Annotated in this window: 18 protein-coding genes; 11 read left to right on the forward strand and 7 right to left on the reverse strand. The window is 65.0% G+C overall.

Going from position 1 to position 20,825, the window contains the following annotated elements:
- Positions 1–28: 28 nt before the first annotated feature.
- Complete coding sequence (locus AB3X94_RS24825; RefSeq protein ID WP_368613012.1) at positions 29–910, reverse strand: LysR family transcriptional regulator; 882 nt, start codon at positions 908–910, stop codon at positions 29–31.
- A 120-nt stretch (positions 911–1,030) separates the two neighbouring features.
- Here AB3X94_RS24825 and AB3X94_RS24830 point away from each other — a divergent pair, with 120 nt between their 5' ends.
- Complete coding sequence (locus AB3X94_RS24830) at positions 1,031–1,783, forward strand: TerC family protein (protein ID WP_368613013.1); 753 nt, start codon at positions 1,031–1,033, stop codon at positions 1,781–1,783.
- A gap of 58 nt (positions 1,784–1,841) precedes the next feature.
- On the opposite strand, the gene AB3X94_RS24835 is transcribed toward AB3X94_RS24830, so the two are convergent.
- The 4 genes from AB3X94_RS24835 to AB3X94_RS24850 are packed head-to-tail and all read right to left on the reverse strand — an operon-like array spanning position 1,842 to position 6,510.
- Positions 1,842–2,474, reverse strand: a complete 633-nt coding sequence (locus AB3X94_RS24835) for a DUF2894 domain-containing protein (RefSeq protein WP_368613014.1) — start codon at positions 2,472–2,474, stop codon at positions 1,842–1,844.
- Complete coding sequence (locus AB3X94_RS24840; protein ID WP_176106590.1) at positions 2,467–3,120, reverse strand: OmpA family protein; 654 nt, start codon at positions 3,118–3,120, stop codon at positions 2,467–2,469. The genes AB3X94_RS24835 and AB3X94_RS24840 overlap by 8 nt, the downstream gene beginning before the upstream one ends.
- The gene (locus AB3X94_RS24845) at positions 3,117–5,735 is read right to left on the reverse strand and encodes a DUF802 domain-containing protein (protein ID WP_368613015.1); all 2,619 of its coding nucleotides are present in this window, start codon (positions 5,733–5,735) and stop codon (positions 3,117–3,119) included. Before AB3X94_RS24845 ends, AB3X94_RS24840 begins: the two co-directional genes overlap by 4 nt.
- A 10-nt stretch (positions 5,736–5,745) precedes the next feature.
- Positions 5,746–6,510, reverse strand: a complete 765-nt coding sequence (locus AB3X94_RS24850; RefSeq protein WP_368613016.1) for a DUF3348 domain-containing protein — start codon at positions 6,508–6,510, stop codon at positions 5,746–5,748.
- Positions 6,511–6,762: 252 nt separating this feature from the next.
- Here AB3X94_RS24850 and AB3X94_RS24855 point away from each other — a divergent pair, with 252 nt between their 5' ends.
- The 4 genes from AB3X94_RS24855 (at position 6,763) to AB3X94_RS24870 (ending at position 12,189) form a co-directional block, all read left to right on the forward strand.
- Positions 6,763–7,995 carry an NAD(P)/FAD-dependent oxidoreductase gene (locus tag AB3X94_RS24855; RefSeq protein WP_368613017.1) on the forward strand — a complete coding sequence of 411 codons (1,233 nt, stop codon included), beginning with the start codon at positions 6,763–6,765 and terminating at the stop codon, positions 7,993–7,995.
- Between the two features lie 431 nt (positions 7,996–8,426).
- Positions 8,427–10,673, forward strand: coding sequence for a TonB-dependent receptor (locus AB3X94_RS24860; protein ID WP_368613018.1), 2,247 nt, complete (start codon positions 8,427–8,429; stop codon positions 10,671–10,673).
- Positions 10,673–11,509 carry a tetratricopeptide repeat protein gene (locus AB3X94_RS24865; RefSeq protein WP_368613019.1) on the forward strand — a complete coding sequence of 279 codons (837 nt, stop codon included), beginning with the start codon at positions 10,673–10,675 and terminating at the stop codon, positions 11,507–11,509. Before AB3X94_RS24860 ends, AB3X94_RS24865 begins: the two co-directional genes overlap by 1 nt.
- Positions 11,506–12,189, forward strand: coding sequence for a Fe2+-dependent dioxygenase (locus AB3X94_RS24870; RefSeq protein ID WP_368613020.1), 684 nt, complete (start codon positions 11,506–11,508; stop codon positions 12,187–12,189). Before AB3X94_RS24865 ends, AB3X94_RS24870 begins: the two co-directional genes overlap by 4 nt.
- Before the next feature lie 90 nt (positions 12,190–12,279).
- On the opposite strand, the gene mctP is transcribed toward AB3X94_RS24870, so the two are convergent.
- Complete coding sequence (mctP, locus tag AB3X94_RS24875) at positions 12,280–13,761, reverse strand: monocarboxylate uptake permease MctP (RefSeq protein WP_176106597.1); 1,482 nt, start codon at positions 13,759–13,761, stop codon at positions 12,280–12,282.
- Entirely contained in the window at positions 13,758–13,955 is a 198-nt protein-coding gene (locus AB3X94_RS24880; RefSeq protein WP_018434172.1) for a DUF3311 domain-containing protein, read from the reverse strand. The genes mctP and AB3X94_RS24880 overlap by 4 nt, the downstream gene beginning before the upstream one ends.
- Before the next feature lie 205 nt (positions 13,956–14,160).
- Here AB3X94_RS24880 and AB3X94_RS24885 point away from each other — a divergent pair, with 205 nt between their 5' ends.
- From AB3X94_RS24885 to AB3X94_RS24910, 6 genes are all read left to right on the forward strand, one after another.
- Positions 14,161–15,576, forward strand: a complete 1,416-nt coding sequence (locus AB3X94_RS24885; RefSeq protein ID WP_176106598.1) for a cache domain-containing protein — start codon at positions 14,161–14,163, stop codon at positions 15,574–15,576.
- The gene (locus AB3X94_RS24890) at positions 15,573–16,226 is read left to right on the forward strand and encodes a response regulator (protein WP_368613021.1); all 654 of its coding nucleotides are present in this window, start codon (positions 15,573–15,575) and stop codon (positions 16,224–16,226) included. The genes AB3X94_RS24885 and AB3X94_RS24890 overlap by 4 nt, the downstream gene beginning before the upstream one ends.
- Before the next feature lie 51 nt (positions 16,227–16,277).
- Positions 16,278–16,820 (forward strand): hypothetical protein, encoded by a 543-nt coding sequence (locus AB3X94_RS24895; RefSeq protein WP_176106600.1) that lies wholly within the window; start codon positions 16,278–16,280, stop codon positions 16,818–16,820.
- Between the two features lie 143 nt (positions 16,821–16,963).
- Positions 16,964–18,934, forward strand: coding sequence for an arylsulfatase (locus AB3X94_RS24900; protein ID WP_176106601.1), 1,971 nt, complete (start codon positions 16,964–16,966; stop codon positions 18,932–18,934).
- 7 nt (positions 18,935–18,941) lie between these two features.
- Complete coding sequence (locus AB3X94_RS24905) at positions 18,942–20,033, forward strand: formylglycine-generating enzyme family protein (RefSeq protein ID WP_368613022.1); 1,092 nt, start codon at positions 18,942–18,944, stop codon at positions 20,031–20,033.
- The gene (locus AB3X94_RS24910; protein ID WP_368613023.1) at positions 20,030–20,824 is read left to right on the forward strand and encodes a MetQ/NlpA family lipoprotein; all 795 of its coding nucleotides are present in this window, start codon (positions 20,030–20,032) and stop codon (positions 20,822–20,824) included. The genes AB3X94_RS24905 and AB3X94_RS24910 overlap by 4 nt, the downstream gene beginning before the upstream one ends.
- The last annotated feature ends 1 nt before the right edge of the window (position 20,825 follow it).

Consider the following 20,825-nt stretch of genomic DNA (forward strand, 5'->3'; position numbering starts at 1 on the left):
GCGCGCGCGCCGCGACGGTGAGATGCCCTCACGACTGCGCCGCCGCGATCACCTGCGACGCGAGCGCATGATGCTGGCCGCGTCGCGAGCGGATCGCGTGAATCTCCTCGATTACGCCGTCCGCGCGGCCGAGCCAGCGCAAGCCCCGCAATAACGTGAGATCGTCGGCGCCGAGCTCCGCCAGCGGAAACACGCCGAGCCCGCGCGCCGCGAACACCGCCATCAACGCGCTGTCCTCGAATTCGCCGACGACGCGCGGCCTGATTCCCTGCGCCTCGAACCAGCGGTCGAGCCGCGCGCGCAGTGCGCCGTGGCGGGTCGGCAGCAGCACGGGCAGGTCCGCGAGACAGTGCGGAAAGCCGTCGCGCGCCGGCTTGCGCACGATCTGCGCGGGCCCGTACCAGTCGACCGGCGAGCCCGCGACGCGCTGGCTCAGCACGCGCAGGTCCGCGCCGTGCGGCGCCAGCTGACAGGCGAGCACCAGGTCGAGCCGATGCAGCGCGAGCTCCGACAACAGTTGCGCGGGCTCCCCCTCGTGACACAGCAGCCTTAGCGACGGCGTGGCTAGCACCGGCGCGAGCAACGCATGCGCGGCGAGCTTCGAAATCCCATCCGACAAACCGACCGCGAGCCGCACCGACTCCGCGCCGCTCGTCTCGCGCATCTCATCGAGCAACGCCTCGCCCAACTGAAATATCTGCTCCGCACGATTGAACGCCTGCTCACCGGCTTCGGTCATCGCGACGCCACGCCCGGCGGGCTTCAATAGCTGGCGCCCGAGCGCTTTCTCGAGTTCGCGAACCTGCGCGCTGATCGTCTGCACGGCCATGTCGAGTCTCGCGGCCGCGCGCGCGAAGCCGCCCTCCTTCATGACGATCCAGAAGTAGTACAGGTGACGATAGTTGAGCATGCGGATCCGATACTTCGAAAAAACCGAAATGTCGTTCAGATTAGCACTGGTTCATTCGAACCGTGAACAGGCCGATGATGGCGATTCCGCCGCTCGCGGCGCACTCGCTCGCCCCACCTCATGGACTCCCTGTTTGCACTCGTTGCCGATCCCGCCGCCTGGGCCGCACTGGTTACGCTGATCGTGATGGAAATCGTGCTCGGCATCGATAACCTGATCTTCATTTCGATCCTCAGCAACCGCTTGCCGGAAGCGCAACGCGCACGCACACAGCGCACCGGGCTGCTGCTCGCGCTGGTGATGCGGCTGATTCTGCTCAGCACCGTCGCCTGGATCGCGAAGCTGACCGCGGTCGCGTTCACGCTGTTCGATCATGGTTTTTCGTGGCGCGATCTGATCCTCGTCGCTGGCGGCCTGTTTCTCGTGTGGAAAGCGACCACCGAAATCCGTCAGCACATGATCCCCGATGACGAAGTCACCGCGAACTCGAACTCGACCGTACAGCTGACCGTAGCCGCCGCGATCGGTCAGATCATCCTGCTCGACATCGTGTTTTCGGTCGACAGCATCATCACCGCGGTCGGCATGACCGAGCACCTGCCGATCATGTTCGTCGCGGTGATCGTATCGATCATGGTGATGCTGTTCGCGGCGCAGCCGCTCGCGCGTTTCATCGATCGCAATCCGACCATGGTGATACTGGCGCTGAGCTTCCTGCTCGTGATCGGCATGACGCTGATCGCCGATGGTTTCGGCTCGCACGTGCCGAAGGCCTATATCTACGCGGCGATGGCGTTCTCCGCGTTCGTCGAGGGGATGAACATGCTCGCGCGGCGCGCGAAGACGAAACGTCTGGCAAGCAACGAGGGGTAATGCCGTGATGAAATGCCCGGCGGCTTGGCGCAAGCAGCTTCCAGCCGCCGTTGGCGCGTTAGCGCGCCTTCCTGCGAGCGCCCTTGGCGGTCGTCGCGGCGCGCGGCGCTTCCTTCTCGACCGGTGCGCCGCCGTTCATCTGCTCGAGCCACGACAGCGTATCGACATACGACAGAAACTGCTTCAGATACCCCGGCGACAGCTCGCGCATCAACGACAGCGCACGATGCACGAGGCTGCTCGAATTGAGCGGCCCCGCGTTGCCGGGCACCTGCGCGAGCGACTGGCGCAACTGCTTTTCGGTGCGGACTTTCGACCAGACTTCGCGGAAGTAGTCGAGCGCGGGGAGTTCGGGATAGGCGGCGGCGTGCGGAGCGTCGGCCCGCGCGTGGTGGCGGGCAAGCCGTTCGATCAGCGCCGCGAGCGTGGCGTCGCTGGGCGCGTCGGTTTCAACGGGAGTGGCTTGCAACGCGCTTTCGGCCACGGCCGCACGCTCGACCTCGGCCGCATATTCGGCCAGTAATGCCGCCAATCGTTGCTCGATCACCCGTCGCGTCTCGCCGCTGTGCCGCGCCGCGCGCCGCGCAAGCGCTTCGAGCAGATGAAAGCGCAGCGGATCGAGCCGATCCGCACCGCTCGCGCGCCATGCATCGAGCGTCGCGCGAGCCGCTTCGATTGCGTCGTCAAGCACCGGACTTCTCCGCCGTCGCCGCGCTCGACGGCCGCGGCACCGGCGCGATTTCGACGCGGCGGTTTTTCGCGCGGCCGGATTCGTCGGCATTCGAACTGACCGGCTGCTCGGCGCCGAACGCCGCCGCAAACACCGACGACGCCGGCACGCCCTCGTCGATCAGCGTGCGCGTGACCGTCAACGCGCGCTGCGCTGACAGCTCCCAGTTATCGGCGAAGCGTCGATTGCCTTCGCGCAGGCGTTGATCGTCGGTGAAGCCGCTGACCATCAGGATCTGATCGCTCGCGCGCAGATACGCGGACAGCGGACCGGCGAGGCTCTTCAGTAGCGCGCGGCCCTCGGGCTGCAGCTGCGCGGAGTTCAGCGCGAACAGCACGTTGCCGCTAATGCCGATGCGGCCATTGACGAGCGTCACGCGCCCCGCCGCGAGCGGTCCCGCGAGCGCCTGCTCGAGCGTCTTGCGCCGCTGCGTTTCGGCCTGGCGCTGCTTGACCTCCTGCTCGAGCTTGTTCGATAGCACGAGCTGCATGCCGATCACGCTTACCAGAATCAGCACGAACGCGCCGACCAGCACCGACATCAGATCGCCGAACGAGGCCCAGACCGGCGCGGCCGTTTCCACGCCGCCGTCGATGTCCTCGCTCATACCGCGTCGGCTCCGGCGGTCGCGCGCTGCGCGGCCAGCAACTGCAGGTCTTCGACGATCTGCTTCTGCGACATCACGCTGAGATCGACCACATCGCGCGCCTGTGCGACGTAGTAGGCGAGCTGTTCGTCGCTACGGGCAAGCGATTTGTCGAGCGCCGCTTCGATGCGTTCGAGATGCGCGACGAGCTTGTCGTTCGCTTCGCCGAACATGCCGACGGCCGCGCCGAACGCTTCGCCGAGACTCGCGACTTCGGCCGCGCTGCCGGTGACCTGCGCGGCGACCGTGCCGAGCTTGCCGGTCTCGTGCTCGAGGTGCTCGGTGAAGCGATTGCCGACGCGTTCGAGCAGATCCGCCGACGTCGAGACCAAGGCATCGACGGCGCTGCGCTGTTCGGTCGACGCGTGATTGACCGCGTCCAGCAGCGTTTCCAGCGTGGCGAGCAGACGGCTGCGCTCTTCCAGCATCGCGGTGTCGCGGACCATGCTGTCGGAGAGCTTCTGGCGCAGCTCCGCGACGACTTCGGCGGCGGCCTTCGGCGCTTCCGATGCCGCCTGCACGAGGCGTTCGATCTCGGCAATCGTCGCGCTGGCGTGGGTTTGCGTCTGCGCGGAGATATCGTGTGCGGTCTGCGCGAGCGCGTCGCAGATCTGCTGCTGACGGGTCGCCGTTTGCGAACCCGTCTGCTGCCATTGTTCGCTGAGCTTTGCGGTCATCGCACCGAGCGCTTCGGTCCATGCGGCGAAGCGCTGTTCGTCGCGCGCGGCGAGTTCGGCTTGCAGGTTTGCTGCGGCCTTCGGTGCTTCGGCCGCGGCCTGCACCAGTCGATCGATTTCGGCGATCGTCGCGCTCGCATGCGTTTGCGTCTGCGCGGAGATATCGCGTGCCGTTTGCGCGAGCGCGTCGCAGATTTGCTGCTGATGGCTTGCAGCTTGCGAACCCGTTTGCTGCCATTGCTCGCTGAGCTTTGCAGTCATCGCACCGAGCGCTTCGGTCCACGCGGCGAAGCGCTGTTCGTCGCGCGCGGCGAGTTCGGCTTGCAAGTTTGCTGCGGCCTTCGGTGCTTCGGCCGCTGCTTGCACCAGTCGATCGATTTCGGCGATCGTCGCGCTGGCGTGCGTTTGCGTCTGCGCAGAAATTTCGCGCGCCGTCTGTGCAAGCGCGTCGCAAATTTGCTGCTGATGGCTGGCGGCTTGCGCACCCGTCTGCCGCCATTGCTCGCCGAGCTTCGCGCCCATCGCGTCGAGCGCCTCCGCCCATGCGCTCAAACGCTGCTCGTCGCGCGCAGTCAGCTCCGTCTGCAAGTTCGTATGCGAGCTACCGACAGCACTCAGCAACGCCGCGGCATGCTGTTCGAACGTCGCGGCGGCGCGCGCCAACGCCTGCTCGTTGTTGGCGGCGAGCTTGTCGCCCGCGCTTTGCTGCTTTGCCAACGCGTCGCCCCACGCCTGCGAGATGCCGCTGGCCGTCGCTTCGAGCCGCGCGGACACGCCGTCGAGCAACGCGGCCGAACGCTGTTCGAACGCTTCGGCAACGCGTTCGACCGAAGCGCGCTGTTGCGCGGCCAACTCGTCGCTCGCCTGCCGATGTCCGGCGAGCGCGCTGCTGCAAATGTCGGCGAGGTTCGCGCTGGTCGCCGCGAAGCCGCTCGACATGCCGTCGAGCTGGCGCTGCACGGCCTGGGTCACCGCGTCGTGCAACGCGGCGGTTTCGCGCGAAAGGCCGGCCATCGTCGCTTCGACGACCGGCTGCAGGGCCCGGCCCGCAGCCTGGGCGCTGCCGGCCACGCTGTCTTTCAGCGACTGCTCGATCACACCGGCCAGACGCAGATAAGCCGCTTCGGTGCGTCCGTAAAACGCGTCGAGACTCGCGATCTGCCGCTCGTTCGACGCGGCGCTCTGCTGTTCGAGCGCGCTCATCATCGTCTGCAGACGTTCGACCAGCAGCGGCGTCGCTTCGGCCTGGCGTTGCAGCAGCCGGAAGCTTTCGTCGCGCTGATGGCTCTGCGAGTACACGCGCAAAGTCGTCGCGATCTTCACGTCGAGCTGTTGCGCCGCTTCGAGCCGCTCGCGGCGGCATAGCGCCGACAGCAGCCCGAGCATCGCCGACGTCGCGACACCCGCGATCGAGGTGCCGAACGCAAAGCTCAGCCCCTTGACCGGCGCCGCCAGCGATGCGCGGATCGCCTGCAGGTCGCTTGCGCTCTCCAGCGCGAGGCCGGTGCCGCGCAGCGTCATCACCATGCCGAGCAGCGTGCCGAGCATGCCGAGCAACACCAGCAGGCCGACCAGATACGGCGTCAACGCGGGTCCCGGCAACGCGACGCGCTCGCCTTCGACGCGCAGCCGCACGCTATTGCGCAGATTCGGATGGACGGGTTCGAGAAACGCGGCAAGGCTCGGCGGTGGTCCGGACAGCGCAGCAAGCGCGCCCGTCAGCGTAGCGGTCGCCTGACTATAGCGGCGCAATTCGAGCGCGCCCAGCACATAGAAGACGCCGATCAGCAGCGTGACGGCGAACGCGAGCGCATTGGAGACGGCGTAACCGACGGCGATCCAGCACGCCGCGGCGAGCCCCGCGAGAAATACAACGAGATCGATACGATATCTGGACATGGGGTCCCAGTTAGCAGGCGCGAAGAGCCGCGAGCAGCCCTTCGACCGGTTGAAAACGAACGTCCAGCTCGGCCAGCAAAACGCTTTGCATGTCCTTGCCGAAGGCGTCGAGCCATGCGTCGGACGCGAGCGGCGCGGCAGCGTTGCTGGCGTCGGTCGCTTCCGCCTCCGCGACCCTCCGGGCCTCCCCCTCTTTCAAGCGCTCGAAGTGCCCGCCGAGCAGGCCGGGCACCGCGCCGAGCAAAGTCCGCTCGCGCTCGCCGAGCGCACGCTCCATCACCGCATCGACGACCGCGAGCCGCGCAAGCGCCGGCGCTTGCGTCGCCAGCAGCGCGCGCAGCCGCCCGCGTAACGTGCCGATCGCAGTTTCCATCGACTGCTGAAGCGCGAGATAGCGCTGCCTGAAGACCGCATAGTCGGTCTGCGTGTCGACGGCCACGCGCGGTGCCGACATCCGGGCAGACAAAGACGACGAGCCACGCCGCCGTGAGCCCGCGAGCACACTATCGCTGGCGATTGCGCTCACCAGCGAGCGGCGCACACGCGTGCACTCTTCCTCTTCCGCGCGACCGAACGCGCGCGCGCCACCAGCGACGGCGGGCGGCTTGCCGTCGAGCGCCGATGACAACGCGATAGCGTCGGTCCAGCCGAGCCACTGGCTCAGCCGATCCGCCAGCGATTGGCGCGATTCGGCGACGTCGGCCTCGACGAGACGGGCCAGTAAGCGAACGAGCGCGGGGCCGCTGAGGGCGCTGCGCTGAGGGGCTTGCAACATACCACCGGACGCAAAAAAGTCAGCAGTTTACACGCTGGGGCCAACGAGTCCGAAGTCGCTTGCTCGATCGTGCGTCGAAAGACCCGGTTTTGCCCGATCGAACCTGGCATTCGCGCGTTTTATCGAGCGCGGTTTTTTGCCAATAGCGAAGCGAGCCTATCCCTGTATAAGATGAAAGCTGGCGCATCGCCTCGCACTGAACACTGCGGAGCGTCGACAACACACAGAACACACGCAAGGCGGACAGGCAGCATGAAATTCGATACCGTGGTGCTCGGCGCCGGCATTGTCGGGGTATGCGTCGCCGTGCATCTGCAGAAGCGCGGGCGCGCGGTTGCACTGATCGACCGCAAGCAGCCGGGCAACGAGACGTCGTTCGGCAACGCCGGGCTGATCCAGCGCGAAGGCGTCTATCCGTACGCGTTTCCGCGCGGGCTCGGCACGCTGCTGCGCTACGCGCGCAACCAGTCGCCCGACGTGCGCTATCACGCCGACGCAATGCTCCAGGTTGCACCGTTTCTATGGCGCTACTGGCGCAACTCACATCCGGCGAAGCACGCGGAAATCGCGAAGTCGTACGCGACATTGATCGAGCATTGCGTCAGCGAACATCGCGCGCTCGCCGCGGACGCCGGTGCGAGCGCGCTGCTGCGGCCCATCGGCTGGATCAAGGTGTTTCGCCACACCGCCGCGCGCGATGCCGAAATCATGCTTGCCGAACGGTGGCATCGCGAATACGGCGTCGAGTTCGAAACGCTCGACGCCCCGCGCCTGCAACAGCTCGAACCCGATCTCGACAAGCGCCTGCAAGGCGGGCTGCGCTATCCGCAATCCGATTCGGTCAGCGATCCGAACGCGCTCGTCACCGCGTACGCGCGGTACTTCGAAGCGCTCGGCGGACGGTTCTTCATCGGCGATGCCGATACGCTGCGCGAAGGCTGGCAGGTCGATACGCGGGACGGGCCGATCTCGGCCGCAGCGGCGGTGATCGCGCTCGGGCCGTGGTCGGATCGCGCGAGCACGCGGCTCGGGTATCGGCTGCCGCTCGCGGTCAAGCGTGGCTATCACATGCACTACGCAGCGCGTCGGACTGCGCACCTCAACCATCCGATTCTCGACGTCGACCACGGCTATGTACTCGCACCGATGGCGCGCGGCATCCGATTGACCACGGGCGTCGAAATCGCGCGCCCCGAAGCGGCCAAGACGCCGGTGCAGCTCGATGCGGCCGAACCCATCGCGCGCACGCTGTTTCCGCTCGGCGAACGCCTGGACCCGGAACCGTGGATGGGACGGCGCCCGTGCACGCCGGACATGATGCCGATCATCGGGCCCGCGACGAAACATCAGGGGCTGTGGTTCGCGTTTGGCCATGCGCATCATGGTCTGACGCTCGGACCGGTGACGGGGCGGCTGATCGCCGAGATGATGACCGGCGAGCAGACGCTGGTCGATCCGCGGCCGTTTCGCGTCGAGCGGTTTTAGCCGGATGGTCCGAGGCGGCTCGATCGAGCGCCTGATTTTGTTACTTCCGTGAAAGAAACGACGGACAAGAGTGCCCGCAATGGGCCTCTTGAACGACCGGTTTTCGCCCTCTTCCGCAACAGGGCGAGGACAGCGATTCTCAAAACTGCTCCTCGCCACGCCCTTCGCGCCATCCCTCCCAGAGATAGGCTATGCACGGTATAGCCGCCAAACACCCGCCTTCATACAGCAATTCTCAGCGATCTCACTTTCAACCCACATTCGCCGCATATCTTCCCAAGCAGCTCCAGCCAAAATTTCTATTGAGAACGCTTCTCAATTACGTGGCAATTGAATACAATCCGTCGCGAAATGACTTTGTAATAAACATGGAATGCCCGGGTAAGGAAACTAGCACCGGCCCCGGCTTCCCGAACTCGACGGGGATAAACATGAAGTTGCGGTCCGACGATCCGAAGCTCGGCAAAATCAGCACGACACTGTGCGGCGTACTGGCCGCCGGCCCCGCCCTCGCGCAGGGCACCACGGCCGCCGCGCCCCCCGAGCGCGAGGGCCAGCTCGCGCCGATTTCCGTGCAAGGCCAGTCGGACGATGGCTTCAAGACCGATCACTCCGCGTCGGTCAAATTCACTGCACCGCTCGTCGATACGCCGAAGTCGGTCACGGTGATTCCCGAGGAGCTGATTCGCAGCACCGGCGCATCGACGCTAACTGAAGCGCTGCGCACCGTGCCCGGCATCACGTTCGGCGCCGGCGAAGGCGGCAACCCGCTCGGCGACCGGCCGTTCATTCGCGGCTACGACGCGCAGGGCAGCACGTTCGTCGACGGCATGCGCGATATCGGCGCGACCACGCGCGAAGTGTTCAACATCGAAAGCATCGAAGTGACGAAGGGTTCGGACGGCGCGTTCGGCGGCCGCGGCGGCGCGGGTGGCAGCATCAACCTGATCACGAAGACGCCGCATCTGGGCACGACCGCCGACGGCAGCGTCGGCCTCGGCACCGACCGCTATCGCCGCTTCACCGCCGACGGCAACTGGCAGATGGCCGACCACGCGGCGTTCCGCCTGAACGTGATGAGCCACAACAACGACCTGGCCGGCCGCGATGCGGTCAACAACGAGCGCTGGGGCATCGCGCCGTCGTTCACGTACGGTCTCGGCACGCCGACCCGCGTGACTGCAAGCTACTATCACCTCACCACCGACGATCTGCCCGACAGCGGCATCCCGTACTTCTACACGACGACCAACAAGCCGGCGAACGTCAGCACGATCTTCCCGGCGCCGGTGGACCGCCACAACTTTTACGGCCTGATCGACCGCGACTTCCGCAAGACGAGTTCGGATATCGGCACCGTGCGCATCGAACACGACATCAACGGCGACCTGACGATCCGCAACACGACGCGCTACACGAAGTCGACCCAGGACTACATCTGGACCCAGCCCGATGACAGCCAGGGCAACGTCGTCAACGGCAAGGTGTGGCGCCGCGCGAATACACGCGCGAGCAACGTGTACAGCCTCGCGAACCAGACCGAACTGTTCGGCGAGTTCAAGACGGGCTTCCTGAAGCACAGCTTCACGACCGGTATCGAGTTGTCGCGCGAAACCAGCGTCAACGATTCGTACACGGTGGCGGCCGCGACCGGCGCGATCTGCGCAACCCAAGGCATTGGCGCGGCGTCGGGCTATAACTGCACGAGTCTTTGGACGCCGAATCCGAACGATCCGTGGGCCGGATCGATCAGGCAAACCAACGACCCGAGCCAGCAACGCACCACCACCAAATCGATCTACGCGTTCGATACGATCGAGTTGACCGGGCGCTGGCAGGCCAACGTCGGCCTGCGCGTCGACGATTATTCGACCGAACTGCGCAATACCGTCGCCAACGGCGCGACGCGTGTGTCGCGCGACGACACGCTGTTCAACTACCAGTTCGGCCTCGTGTTCAAGCCGGCCTCGAACGGCAGCATCTATGCGTCGATCTCCACGTCGTCGACGCCGGCTGGCGCGCTGCTCGGCCAGGGCAGCGAAACGCAGTCGCTGATACCGTCCAGAGGCGTCGGTCCGAACGCGGCGCTGTTGTCGCCGGAAAAGAACCGCAGCGTCGAAGTGGGCAGCAAGTGGAACGTGCTCGACAACAAGCTGTCGCTGACCGGCGCGCTGTTCCAGATCGACACGACCAATGCGCGCGTCACGCTGCCAGACAACACCTACGCGATGGTCGGCAACAAGCGCGTGCAGGGGTTCGAGTTCGGCGTGGCGGGTCAACTGACCAACAAGTGGCAGGTGTTCGGCGGCTACACGTATCTGAAGAGCGAGCTGCGCAACAACGGCAAGACCACGTCGGATAACGGTCATCAGTTCCCGAACACGCCGAAGAACAGCATCAGCCTGTGGACCAACTACGACGTGCTGCCGAAGTTCACGATCGGCGGAGGCGCGTTCTATGTGTCGCAGGTGTATGGGGATACGGCGAATCTGCGGGCGGTGCCCTCGTACTGGCGCTTCGACGGCATGGCGACGTATCGCGTGAACAAGCACGTCGATCTGCAACTGAACGTGCAGAACATCTTCAACCGCACGTATTACGACCAGGCGTACGCCTCGCACTACGCGTCGATCGCACCGGGACGCTCCGCGTTCCTGACGCTCAACGCGCACTACTGATGCCGCGCGCGCAGAACGAGGTCTCGGTGCGGACGCTCGCGAGCGTGTCGCGCGATGAACTCGCCGCCATCCTCGCGGGGCCGCCCGAGCGTGCCGCCGCGTGGGTCGCGGCGGCCGCGCGCAACGGCATCGTCGAGGCGCAGGCCGTGTACGGCCAGTACCTGCTCGAGGGTCACGGCGTCGAGCGCGACGTCGACGAAGCGTTCGTCTGGTTCCGGCACGCGGCCCGGCGCGATCATCCGATGGCGATGAACATGCTCGGCCGCTGCTACGAACATGGCTGGGGCACGGCCGCCTGCGCGCCGGTCGCCGTGTACTGGTATCGGCTCGCGGCACAAGCCGGGCTCGACTGGGGCATGTACAACTATGCGTCGGCGTTGGCGCTCGGTCATGGCATCGAATGCGATCGCGCGCAGGCATTGCAGTGGTTCTTGCGTGCTGCCGAACTCGGGCATGCGAAGTCGTTGAACTTCGTCGGCAGCTTTTACGAGGACGGCTGGAGCGTCGATGCCGATGCGGATATCGCGCTGGAGTACTATCGACGCGCCGCGCAAGGCGGCGATTTTCGCGGGCAGTTCAATTACGCGCGGCTGCTCGCCGAGCGTGGCGAAATCGCGGAAGCATTGCAATGGTTGCAACGTGTGCCGCACACCGCGACCGGCGCTTTCGTTGCGAAGATGCGCGCATGGCTGGCCGCTTCTCCCGTTAGCGCGTTTTGCGCACTCGAACGCAGCCTTGGCGCAAACGCCAATGCGAATGCCAGTGCGAATGCGAGCCTCGACATGAACACGCAAATCAGCGCCACGCCAAACCTGACGCAGGAGCCGCGCACATGATGCTGCATTTACCCGCCGTACTCAACAAACAGCAGGTCGCGCAATGCCGCGAAATGCTCGACGCGGCGCAATGGATCGACGGTAATGCGACTTCAGGCCAGCAATCGGCGCAAGCCAAGCGCAACCAGCAGCTGCCCGAAGGCTCACCCGCCGCGCGTACGATCGGCGATGCGATTCAGGACGCGCTCGGCCGCAACGCGCGCTTCTTTTCCGCCGCGTTGCCGCTGAAAGTCTTCCCGCCGCTCTTCAATCGTTATACCGGCGGCGACGGCTTCGGCACGCACGTCGACAATGCGATCCGCCAGTTGCGCGGCACTGACTTCCGCATCCGCAGCGACCTGTCGGCTACGCTGTTCCTCGCCGAACCGGACACCTACGACGGGGGCGAGCTTTGCATCGAGGACACCTACGGCGTGCATCGCGCGAAACTGCCGGCCGGCGACATGGTGCTCTACCCCGCTTCGAGCCTGCATCACGTGAGCCCGGTCACGCGCGGCGTGCGGGTCGCGTCATTCTTCTGGATTCAGAGCATGGTGCGCGACGACGGCCAGCGCGCGACACTGTTCCAGCTCGACAACGACGTGCAGACGCTCGCGGCGGAACGAGGCTCGAACGACGCGACCGTCGTGAGCCTCACGGGCATCTATCACAATCTGCTACGTCGCTGGGCCGACGCCTGATCGGCGCCAGGTCACCGGCCGCCGATGCAAAAAAAAACGCCGCGGGCCAACTGCCCCGCGGCGTTTTTCATCGAGCCGGACAAACGTGGATCAGGCCGTCACGGCAGCCCGACGCGGCGACACTGCCGACACCACGAAGCTCACGACGATGTTCGCGACCAGCGCGATCAGGCCGATATACAGCGGATAGTTCTCGTGGCCGAAATGCAGGCCGTACACCGGCTTGAGCCCTTGCGAAATCGCGAGGCCGGTGCCGAGCACGATACCTACCAGCCAGCCGAGGAACAGACCCGGCGTGTTCAGACGGCGCGTGTACAGCGTGAACACGATGGCCGGGAAAATCTGCAGAATCCACACACCGCCGAGCAGTTGCAGATCGATCGCGTACTGCGTCGGCAGGAACACGATGAACAGCAGCGCGCCGAACTTGACGACCAGCGAGACGATCTTCGCGTTGGCCGCTTCCGCTTGAGGCGAGAGGTTCGGCGACACCAGCGGACGCCACAGATTACGCGTGAACAGATTCGCCGCGCCGATCGACATGATCGCGGCCGGCACCAGCGCGCTGATCGCAATCGCGGCGGCCGCGAAGCCGACGAACCACGACGGGAACAGCGTACCGAACAGCGCCGGCACCACGTCGCTCGCCGACTTCACGTTCACGCCCGCGGCGATCGCCATATAGCCGAGCAGCGCGATCAGGCCGAGCAGCACCGTGTAGGCCGGCAGGAAGATCGCGTTCTTGCGAACCGTCTTTGCCGACGACGACGACAGCACCGCCGTCATCGTATGCGGATACATGAACGCGGCGAGCGCCGAGCCGAGTGCGAGCGATGCGAACGCGGTGTACTGGTTCGGCTTCAGCAGGATGCCGGTCGCGCCGCCCTTCGCCTGGAAGTGCGCATCGGCCAGTTCGAACACGTGCCCATAGCCGCCGAGCTTCACCGGGATCAGCCATATCGCCGCGATCACGACGATATAGATCATGATGTCCTTGACGAACGCGATCATCGCCGGGGCGCGCAGGCCGCTCGCATACGTATAGAGCGCGAGGATCACGAACGCGACGATCAACGGCAATTCGCCGCTGACGCCGAGACCCTTGATCACGACCTGCATGCCGACCAGTTGCAGCGCGATATACGGCATCGTCGCGACGATGCCGGTCAGCGCGATGGCTGCGGGGAACCACTTGCCGCCGTATTCGCCGTGCACGTAGTCGGCCGCGGTGATGTGGTTCTTCGCGTGCGCAACCCTCCACAGCTTCGGCATCACCGCGAACACGAACGGATAAACGATGATCGTGTACGGCAGTGCGAAGAAGCCGTACGCGCCCACCGAAAAAACGAGCGCGGGCACTGCGATCACCGTATAAGCGGTGTAGAAATCGCCGCCGACGAGGAACCACGAAATGATCGTGCCGAACTGCCGGCCGCCGAGGCCCCACTCGTGCAACTGCGTCAGATCGCCGCGCTTCCAGCGCGCCGCGAAAAAGCCGATCACCGTGACGAGCACGAAGAATGCGATGAATACCGTCATCGCAACCGGGTTCACAGGATTCAGATCGCTCATTTGAGACCTCGATACACGATGTAAATCAGCAGCGAGGTCAACGGCACCCACAGAAACTGATACCAGTAGAAGAACGGAAAGCCCGCGAGCGACGGATGCGTGTCGTTATAGAACGGCAGCCACAGCAGCGCGATATAGGGGATCAGCAAAATGAGCCAGAGCCATGAACGGCCGGCCGGCGGGGAGGTCTCCACGAACGTCTCCTTGAGTATTATCGACAGCACGCGCGATGGCTCGTGCGGGGAAATCGGCAACGCCGCACACGCGCCCGCCAGGCCTGGCGCAGCGCGGGATGCGACGGGCATGTAGTATTCGCCTTCGCGCCTTTCCTTACAAGCGCGCAACTACGTAAGCCGTCTACGTAATAATACGTAGCCCGTTGACTGGCTTTTTTCAACGATGAAACTCAAAGCAAAGATTGTGCTGCTTGCGATCGTGCCCTTTCTGGCGGCGATCGCGAGCATCGAGACCGGCGTGCGCCGCGAAGCGACGGCGTTAGCCGAGCGGCAGCACGCGACCACCCAGGCCGCCTACATGGCCAGCAAGGAGGTCGAGCTCAAGCACTATGTCGAGCTCGCGACCACCGCGATCGCGCCGCTCTACGAAGCCGGCGGCGCCAACGCGCGCGACAACGCGCTGCTGCGCACGCGCGCGCTCGCGGTGCTCGAGAAGATGAATTTCGGCGAGGACGGCTACTTCTTCGTGTACGACCTGCACGGCCGCACGCTGATGCATCCGCGCGAGCCGGATCTGGTGGGCCGGGATCTATGGTCGTTGCGTGACAGCCACGGCGCGCCGACGATCCAGCAGCTACTCGCCGCGGCCGCGCGCGGCGGCGGCTACGTGCGCTATCTGTGGCACCGGCCGTCGACCGGCAAGGAGGAGTCGAAACTCGGCTACGTGGTGCCGCTCGAACGCTGGGGCTGGATGCTCGGCACCGGCATCTATCTCGACGACGTCGACACGGCGCTCGCGCATATCGACGAGGAGGCTGCGGCCAATATCGATCGCACGATGAAGTGGATCGACGCGATCGCCGTGGCCGGCCTCGCGGTCATTGCGTTGTGCGCCCTCGTGCTGAACGTGACCGAATATCGCAGCGCCGACGCGAAGCTGAAGCGGCTCGCGCAGCAGGTCGTCGAGTCGCAGGAAAACGAGCGTGCACGCCTGTCGCGCGAACTGCACGACGGCATCAGCCAGATGATGGTGTCCGTGAAGCTGCTGCTCGAATCGGCGCTCGCGCGGCTCGAACGCGGCGACGCGCGCGTGCCCGCCGCCGAGGCCGCGTTGTCCACCGGACTCACGCGGCTCGGCGATACGCTGCGCGAAGTCCGGCGCATTTCTCATGCGCTGCGTCCGTCGATGCTCGACGATCTCGGCGTCGCCGCCGCGCTCGAACAACTGACGCGCGAACTCGGCGACGAGTCCGGCATCGCGATCGGCTTCACGCAGATCGCGCACACGCATGCGGCCACGCTGCCCGATACGGTCAACACCGTGCTGTTTCGTATCGCTCAGGAAGCGCTGACGAACATCGTGCGGCACGCGCAGGCGTCGAGCGCGGCGCTTGCGCTCGAAGTGTCGCGCGACGCGGTCACGCTGACGATCTCCGACAACGGCCGCGGCTTCGACGTGGCCGACGCATTCGTCGGCGGACTCGAAGGTGTCGGTCTACGCAACATGCGCGAACGGCTCGAAGCGCTCGGCGGCACGCTGTCGCTGAACTCGGAGCCGGGACACACCGCCGTTACCGCGCGCGTGCCGCTGCCAACGACGCACGCCACGATGCCGCCCCTGCAGGAATTCTCGTCATGAACGACACGGCCTCTCCTTCCATCGCGCGTCTGCTGCTCGTCGACGATCATCCGCTCGTGCGCGACGGTCTGCGCGCACGGCTCGAAGCAGTGCGCCACTTCGAAGTGGTCGGCGAAGCGGGCGACGCGCAGGAAGCGCTCGCTGTGGCCGAACGACAGGCGCCGCATCTGGCGCTAATGGATGTCGGCATGAAAAGCGGCATGAACGGCATTGCGTTGGCAGGCCTTTTTCACGAGCGCTTTGCGGCGATTCGCGTGCTGATGCTGTCGATGCACGACAACCTCGAATACGTGACCCAGGCGGTGCGCGCGGGCGCGAGCGGCTATGTGCTGAAGGATTCGCCGGCGCTCGAGATCATTCAGGCAATTGGCGCGGTACTCGACGGCAAGACGTTCTTCAGCGCGGAGATTAGCGCCCGACTGATCCAGGCGTCGGCGACGCAATCGCCAGTCGAACGTTTGACGCCGCGCGAGCGCGATATTCTCGATGCGCTTGCCGAGGGACTGTCGAGCAAGCAGATCGCGCAGCGCAACGATCTGTCGGTGCGAACCGTGGAGACGCACCGGCTGAATCTGAAGCGCAAGCTCGATATCGAAGGGCAGGCGGAGTTGATCAAGTTCGCGGTCGAGAATCGGCGCAACAAGCGTTGAGGTTCGCTGGCGCGCGATAATGAGCCGGTCCACACCTGGGGCGACCACAGCATGAAACGCGTGTTCGAACTGAGTCTCGCCAGCCTGATGCTTTGCGTGGCCGCGGCTCGCGTTTATGGCGAACCGGCGCGCGTCAATCGCGGCCACGATCCATTCATACAGATCTCCAAAGCTGTCGCCGATTGCCCGACGCCGCTCGGCCCGTTCGAAACCGAAAAGGAATGGCTCGACGATAGCCATTACCGGATTGAACGCGGCAATAGCTGCTGGATCGAAGGCCGTTGCCGTTTGCCGAACGCGTATCTGTACGACGCGGAAATCGCGGACAGCGTGCAACGGCGTCTCGCGAATCTGAACGTCGCGACGCACTGGCGCGAGCAATCGACGCTATGGCTGACGCTGCAACGCCGCTTCATCTACGTCGAAGGTTGCGTCGCGCCGGGCTTCGACAAAAAGACCTTCCTGAACGAACTGGCCAAAACGGCGGACGTCGAGCGCGTAATCGACAATACGATCACCGATCCTCACGCCACTCAGTTGCCGTACCGCACGCAGGCGGACCCTGATAAGCCCGTGCTCAATCGGGGCAATTAACTCGGCAACTGGCGATGTTTTCGCCTCTGGCATTTGTTGTCTGCTATATCGGCAAACGTCGATAGCAACGCAGAAATCGTTCGTTTGGCCTCGATAACGTCATTGCTAACATCAGCGGCCCTACCCTACGGTCCGCAATAACAATGACAACTCCTCGATTTCGCCGTACCAGCTATCGCACTTCATTGCGTCTCGGCGTGATCGGCGCCGCTGTCGCGAGCCTCGTCACGCTCGCCTCGTGCGGCGAAGACAACCTGCCGGCCGCGTCCGCCGCGTCGAATGCCGCGCCGGTCGTCGCGCAAAAGCGGCCGAACATTCTCTACATCATGGCCGATGACCTCGGCTATTCCGACATCCACGCGTTCGGCGGCGAAATCAACACACCCAATCTCGATGCGCTGGTGCAAAGCGGCCGCATCCTGACGAATCACCACACGGGCACCGTCTGCGCGATCACGCGTTCGATGCTGATCTCGGGCACCGATCACCATCTGGTCGGCGAGGGCACGATGGGCGTGCCGACCGACGAGCGCAAAGGACTGCCGGGATACGAAGGCTATCTGAACGATCGCGCGCTATCGGTTGCGCAGTTGCTGAAGGACGGCGGCTATCACACGTACATGGCCGGCAAGTGGCACATCGGCTCGGGCATCGTCGGCAGCGCGACGGGCAGCGGGCAGACGCCGGACCAATGGGGCTTCGAGCACAGCTACGCGCTGCTCGGCGGCGCCGCGTCCAATCACTTCGCGCACGAACTGGCCGGCTCGAAGAACTACACCGAAGACGGCAAGTACGTGCAGCCGGGCCAGCCTGGGCAACCGGGCGGCGCGGGCGGCAGCCCAGCCGTGTTCTACTCGACCGACTTCTACACGCAGCGGCTGATCTCCTATATCGATTCGAACAAGGGCGACGGCAAGCCGTTCTTCGCGTACGCAGCCTATACGTCACCACACTGGCCGCTGCAAGTGCCCGATCCTTATCTGCACAACTACGTCGGCAAATACGATGCCGGTTATGACGCGATCCGCGATGCACGGATCGCCCGGCAGAAAGCGCTCGGCATCATTCCACAGGACTTCGTGCCGTACGGCGGCGCATCGGAGACGCTGGCCGCAAGCCCGGCGACCGCGAACAACGGCACCACGAACGCGAAATACGTGAGCGCCGTACACAGCGCCGTGCAGGGCTACACCGACTACGGCCCCGGCTATGTGAACAAGAAGTGGGACAGCCTGTCGCCGGCCGAGAAGAAAGCGCAGGCACGCTACATGGAAATCTACGCGGGCATGGTCGAGAACCTCGATCACAACATCGGCCTCTTGATCCAGCATCTGAAGGACATCGGCGAATACGACAACACGTTCATCGTGTTCCAGTCGGATAACGGCGCGGAGGGTTGGCCGATCGATTCCGGCGCGGACCCGACCGCCACCGACACCGCGAACGCGGCCGATCCGACCTACTCGCAACTCGGCACCGACAACGGCAAGCAGAACGCGCAACGTCTGCAATACGGCTTGCGTTGGGCCGAAGTCAGCGCGACGCCGTTCCGCCTGACCAAGGGTTATTCGGGCGAAGGCGGCGTGTCGACACCGTTGATCGTGCATCTGCCGGGCCAGACTTCGCAAAAGCCGACGTTGCGTGAATTCACGCACGTGACGGACAACACCGCGACGTTCCTCGCGGTCGCGCAGATCGCGCCGCCGACCACGCCCGCGCCCGCGCTGATCAACACGCTGACCGGCGTCGATCAGAACAAGGGCAAGGTGGTCTACAACAACCGCTATGTGTATCCGATCACCGGAAGATCTCTGCTGCCGCAACTCGAAGATCAGAGCACGGCGCCCGTGCATAGTGCGTCGTTCGGCGACGAGGCCTACGGCCGCGGTTATCTGCGCAGCGCCGACGGCCGCTGGAAAGCTCTGTGGACCGAACCGCCGCTCGGCCCCGTCGACGGTCACTGGCAGCTGTACGACATGAGCGCCGATCGCGGCGAAACGCAGGACGTGTCCGCGCAGAACCCGTCGATCATCGATGGTCTCGTGCAGCAGTGGAACGACTATATGACTAGCGTCGGCGGCGTCGAGCCGTTGCGTCCGCGCGGCTACTACTGAGCACACGATGGCGCTTTCATTCAAGCTCAAAGGCGGCGTGGCGCTCTATGGCGCATACGCCGCGATCGCGGCGGCCGCATTCGCCGCCGCGTTTGCCGCGCCGTCCATCGGTGTGGCGAGCGCGGCAGTATTCGGCGGCGGCCCGTCCAGCGCATTCGACAGCCTCAACCGCTCGCGCCCGCTCGCCGCGCTCGGCTCCGAGCAGCAATGCGAGCGATACTCTGGGCTGCCTGCGCGCTGGCGCGACGACCCGCATGCCGGCATGGTGCATCTGCATGGTGGCGACTTCGTGTTCGGCAGCAAGCTCGGTTACGAAGACGAGCGCCCGGCCGGCAACGGCAAGACGCACGTTGCCAGCTTCTGGATCGACCAGACCGACGTCACGAATGCGCAGTTCGCCGCGTTCGTGCGCGCGACCGGCTACGTCAGCGATGCGGAGCGCCAGGGCGGCGCGGTCGTTTTTCACACGCCGACACGCGAGGAAATGAACGCGCGCGATCTCGCGTGGTGGAGTTGGGTCAAAGGGGCCGCGTGGAATCATCCGAGCGGCCCCGGCAGCAATCTCGACGGCCTCATGAATCAACCGGTGACGATGGTCACGCAGGCCGATGCGCTCGCCTACGCACACTGGCTCGGCCGCGATCTGCCGACCGAAGCCGAATGGGAATACGCGGGCAAAGCCGGCCATGAAAGCGCGGATCTCGACACCGCGCCGCGCGACGCGAACGGCAAGCCGAGCGCGAACTACTGGCAAGGCGTGTTTCCGGTGCTCAACACCAGTGAGGATGGTCATGCCGGCCTGTCACCGGTCGGCTGCTATGCGGCGAACGACTTCAGGCTTTACGACATGATCGGCAATGCGTGGGAATGGACCAAGGACGTGTACAGCGGTCCGCACCAATCGCATACGAACGGCGATACCGCGGCCGTGGCGCCGCTCAGTCGCCGACACGATACGCCGATGGTCATTAAGGGCGGCTCGTTCCTGTGCTCGCGCGACTATTGCGTCAGGTATCGCGCGGCGTCGCGCGAGCAGCAGGAAGCCGATTTGCCGGCTTCGCATATCGGCTTTCGCACGGTGTCGAGGGATCGGTCATGAAGCGATATGCGATTGCCGCGCTTGCGTTCGCGGTGTTGACTGCCTGGCTGCCCGAACCCGCGTACGCCGCCGCGCAGACCATCAAAGTCGGGGTGAGTTCGGGGGCGCAAGCGGAAATCATGAACGAAGTGCGCCGCGTCGCCGCGACCGAGGGCCTCGCGCTCGACATCGTGGTGTTCGATCAGCCGTCGCGGATCGACGCGGCGCTCGTCGCGAAACAGATCGACGTCGCGAGCTTCGAAGACGAACCCGCGCTCGACGCGCAGCGCAAACAGCATGGCTATGCACTGACGAGCGTGGCCACGACCGTCACGTTTCCGGTCGCGCTCTACTCGCGCAAGCTGACGAATCTCGTGCAATTGCAGCGCGGCGCGACGATTGCGATACCCGACGATCCCGCCGGCACCGCACGCGCGCTGATCCTTCTGCAAAACGAAACGCTGCTGACGTTCCGCGACAGCGCGGGCCTGCACGCGACGCTCGCCGACATCACGAGCAACCGCCTCCATCTGAAGATTCGCCAGGTGCCGCGCGCGCGCCTGTACGACTCGTTGGACAGCGTCGCGTTCGCCGTGATCGACAGCGACACGGCGGCGCGCTCAGGTCTTCGCCCCGCTCGCGACGGCCTCAGTCTCGAAGACGCGCGCTCGCCGTATGCAAACGTGCTGACCGTGCGCGACAGCGATCGCCAGCACCCATGGGTCGCGCAACTGGTCGCCGCCTATCATTCGAACGACGTCGCGCATTTCATCCTCACGCGTTATCAGGACTCGGTGCGTCGGCCGTGGTGAA

It is taken from the genome of Paraburkholderia sp. BR10923 (genome assembly GCF_040948765.1).
In the GTDB taxonomy this organism is placed as follows: Bacteria; Pseudomonadota; Gammaproteobacteria; order Burkholderiales; family Burkholderiaceae; genus Paraburkholderia; species Paraburkholderia youngii.

Bases quoted from the DNA above. Each gene is read 5' to 3' on its own strand.
- AB3X94_RS24850 (WP_368613016.1), bottom strand. From the start codon at position 6,510: ATGTTGCAAGCCCCTCAGCGCAGCGCCCTCAGCGGCCCCGCGCTCGTT.
- AB3X94_RS24890 (WP_368613021.1), top strand. From the start codon at position 15,573: ATGAACGACACGGCCTCTCCTTCCATCGCGCGTCTGCTGCTCGTCGAC.
- AB3X94_RS24825 (WP_368613012.1), bottom strand. From the start codon at position 910: ATGCTCAACTATCGTCACCTGTACTACTTCTGGATCGTCATGAAGGAG.
- AB3X94_RS24855 (WP_368613017.1), top strand. From the start codon at position 6,763: ATGAAATTCGATACCGTGGTGCTCGGCGCCGGCATTGTCGGGGTATGC.
- AB3X94_RS24910 (WP_368613023.1), top strand. From the start codon at position 20,030: ATGAAGCGATATGCGATTGCCGCGCTTGCGTTCGCGGTGTTGACTGCC.
- AB3X94_RS24905 (WP_368613022.1), top strand. From the start codon at position 18,942: ATGGCGCTTTCATTCAAGCTCAAAGGCGGCGTGGCGCTCTATGGCGCA.
- AB3X94_RS24870 (WP_368613020.1), top strand. From the start codon at position 11,506: ATGATGCTGCATTTACCCGCCGTACTCAACAAACAGCAGGTCGCGCAA.
- mctP (WP_176106597.1), bottom strand. From the start codon at position 13,761: ATGAGCGATCTGAATCCTGTGAACCCGGTTGCGATGACGGTATTCATC.
- AB3X94_RS24885 (WP_176106598.1), top strand. From the start codon at position 14,161: ATGAAACTCAAAGCAAAGATTGTGCTGCTTGCGATCGTGCCCTTTCTG.
- AB3X94_RS24840 (WP_176106590.1), bottom strand. From the start codon at position 3,120: ATGAGCGAGGACATCGACGGCGGCGTGGAAACGGCCGCGCCGGTCTGG.
- AB3X94_RS24865 (WP_368613019.1), top strand. From the start codon at position 10,673: ATGCCGCGCGCGCAGAACGAGGTCTCGGTGCGGACGCTCGCGAGCGTG.
- AB3X94_RS24900 (WP_176106601.1), top strand. From the start codon at position 16,964: ATGACAACTCCTCGATTTCGCCGTACCAGCTATCGCACTTCATTGCGT.
- AB3X94_RS24830 (WP_368613013.1), top strand. From the start codon at position 1,031: ATGGACTCCCTGTTTGCACTCGTTGCCGATCCCGCCGCCTGGGCCGCA.
- AB3X94_RS24845 (WP_368613015.1), bottom strand. From the start codon at position 5,735: ATGTCCAGATATCGTATCGATCTCGTTGTATTTCTCGCGGGGCTCGCC.
- AB3X94_RS24860 (WP_368613018.1), top strand. From the start codon at position 8,427: ATGAAGTTGCGGTCCGACGATCCGAAGCTCGGCAAAATCAGCACGACA.
- AB3X94_RS24895 (WP_176106600.1), top strand. From the start codon at position 16,278: ATGAAACGCGTGTTCGAACTGAGTCTCGCCAGCCTGATGCTTTGCGTG.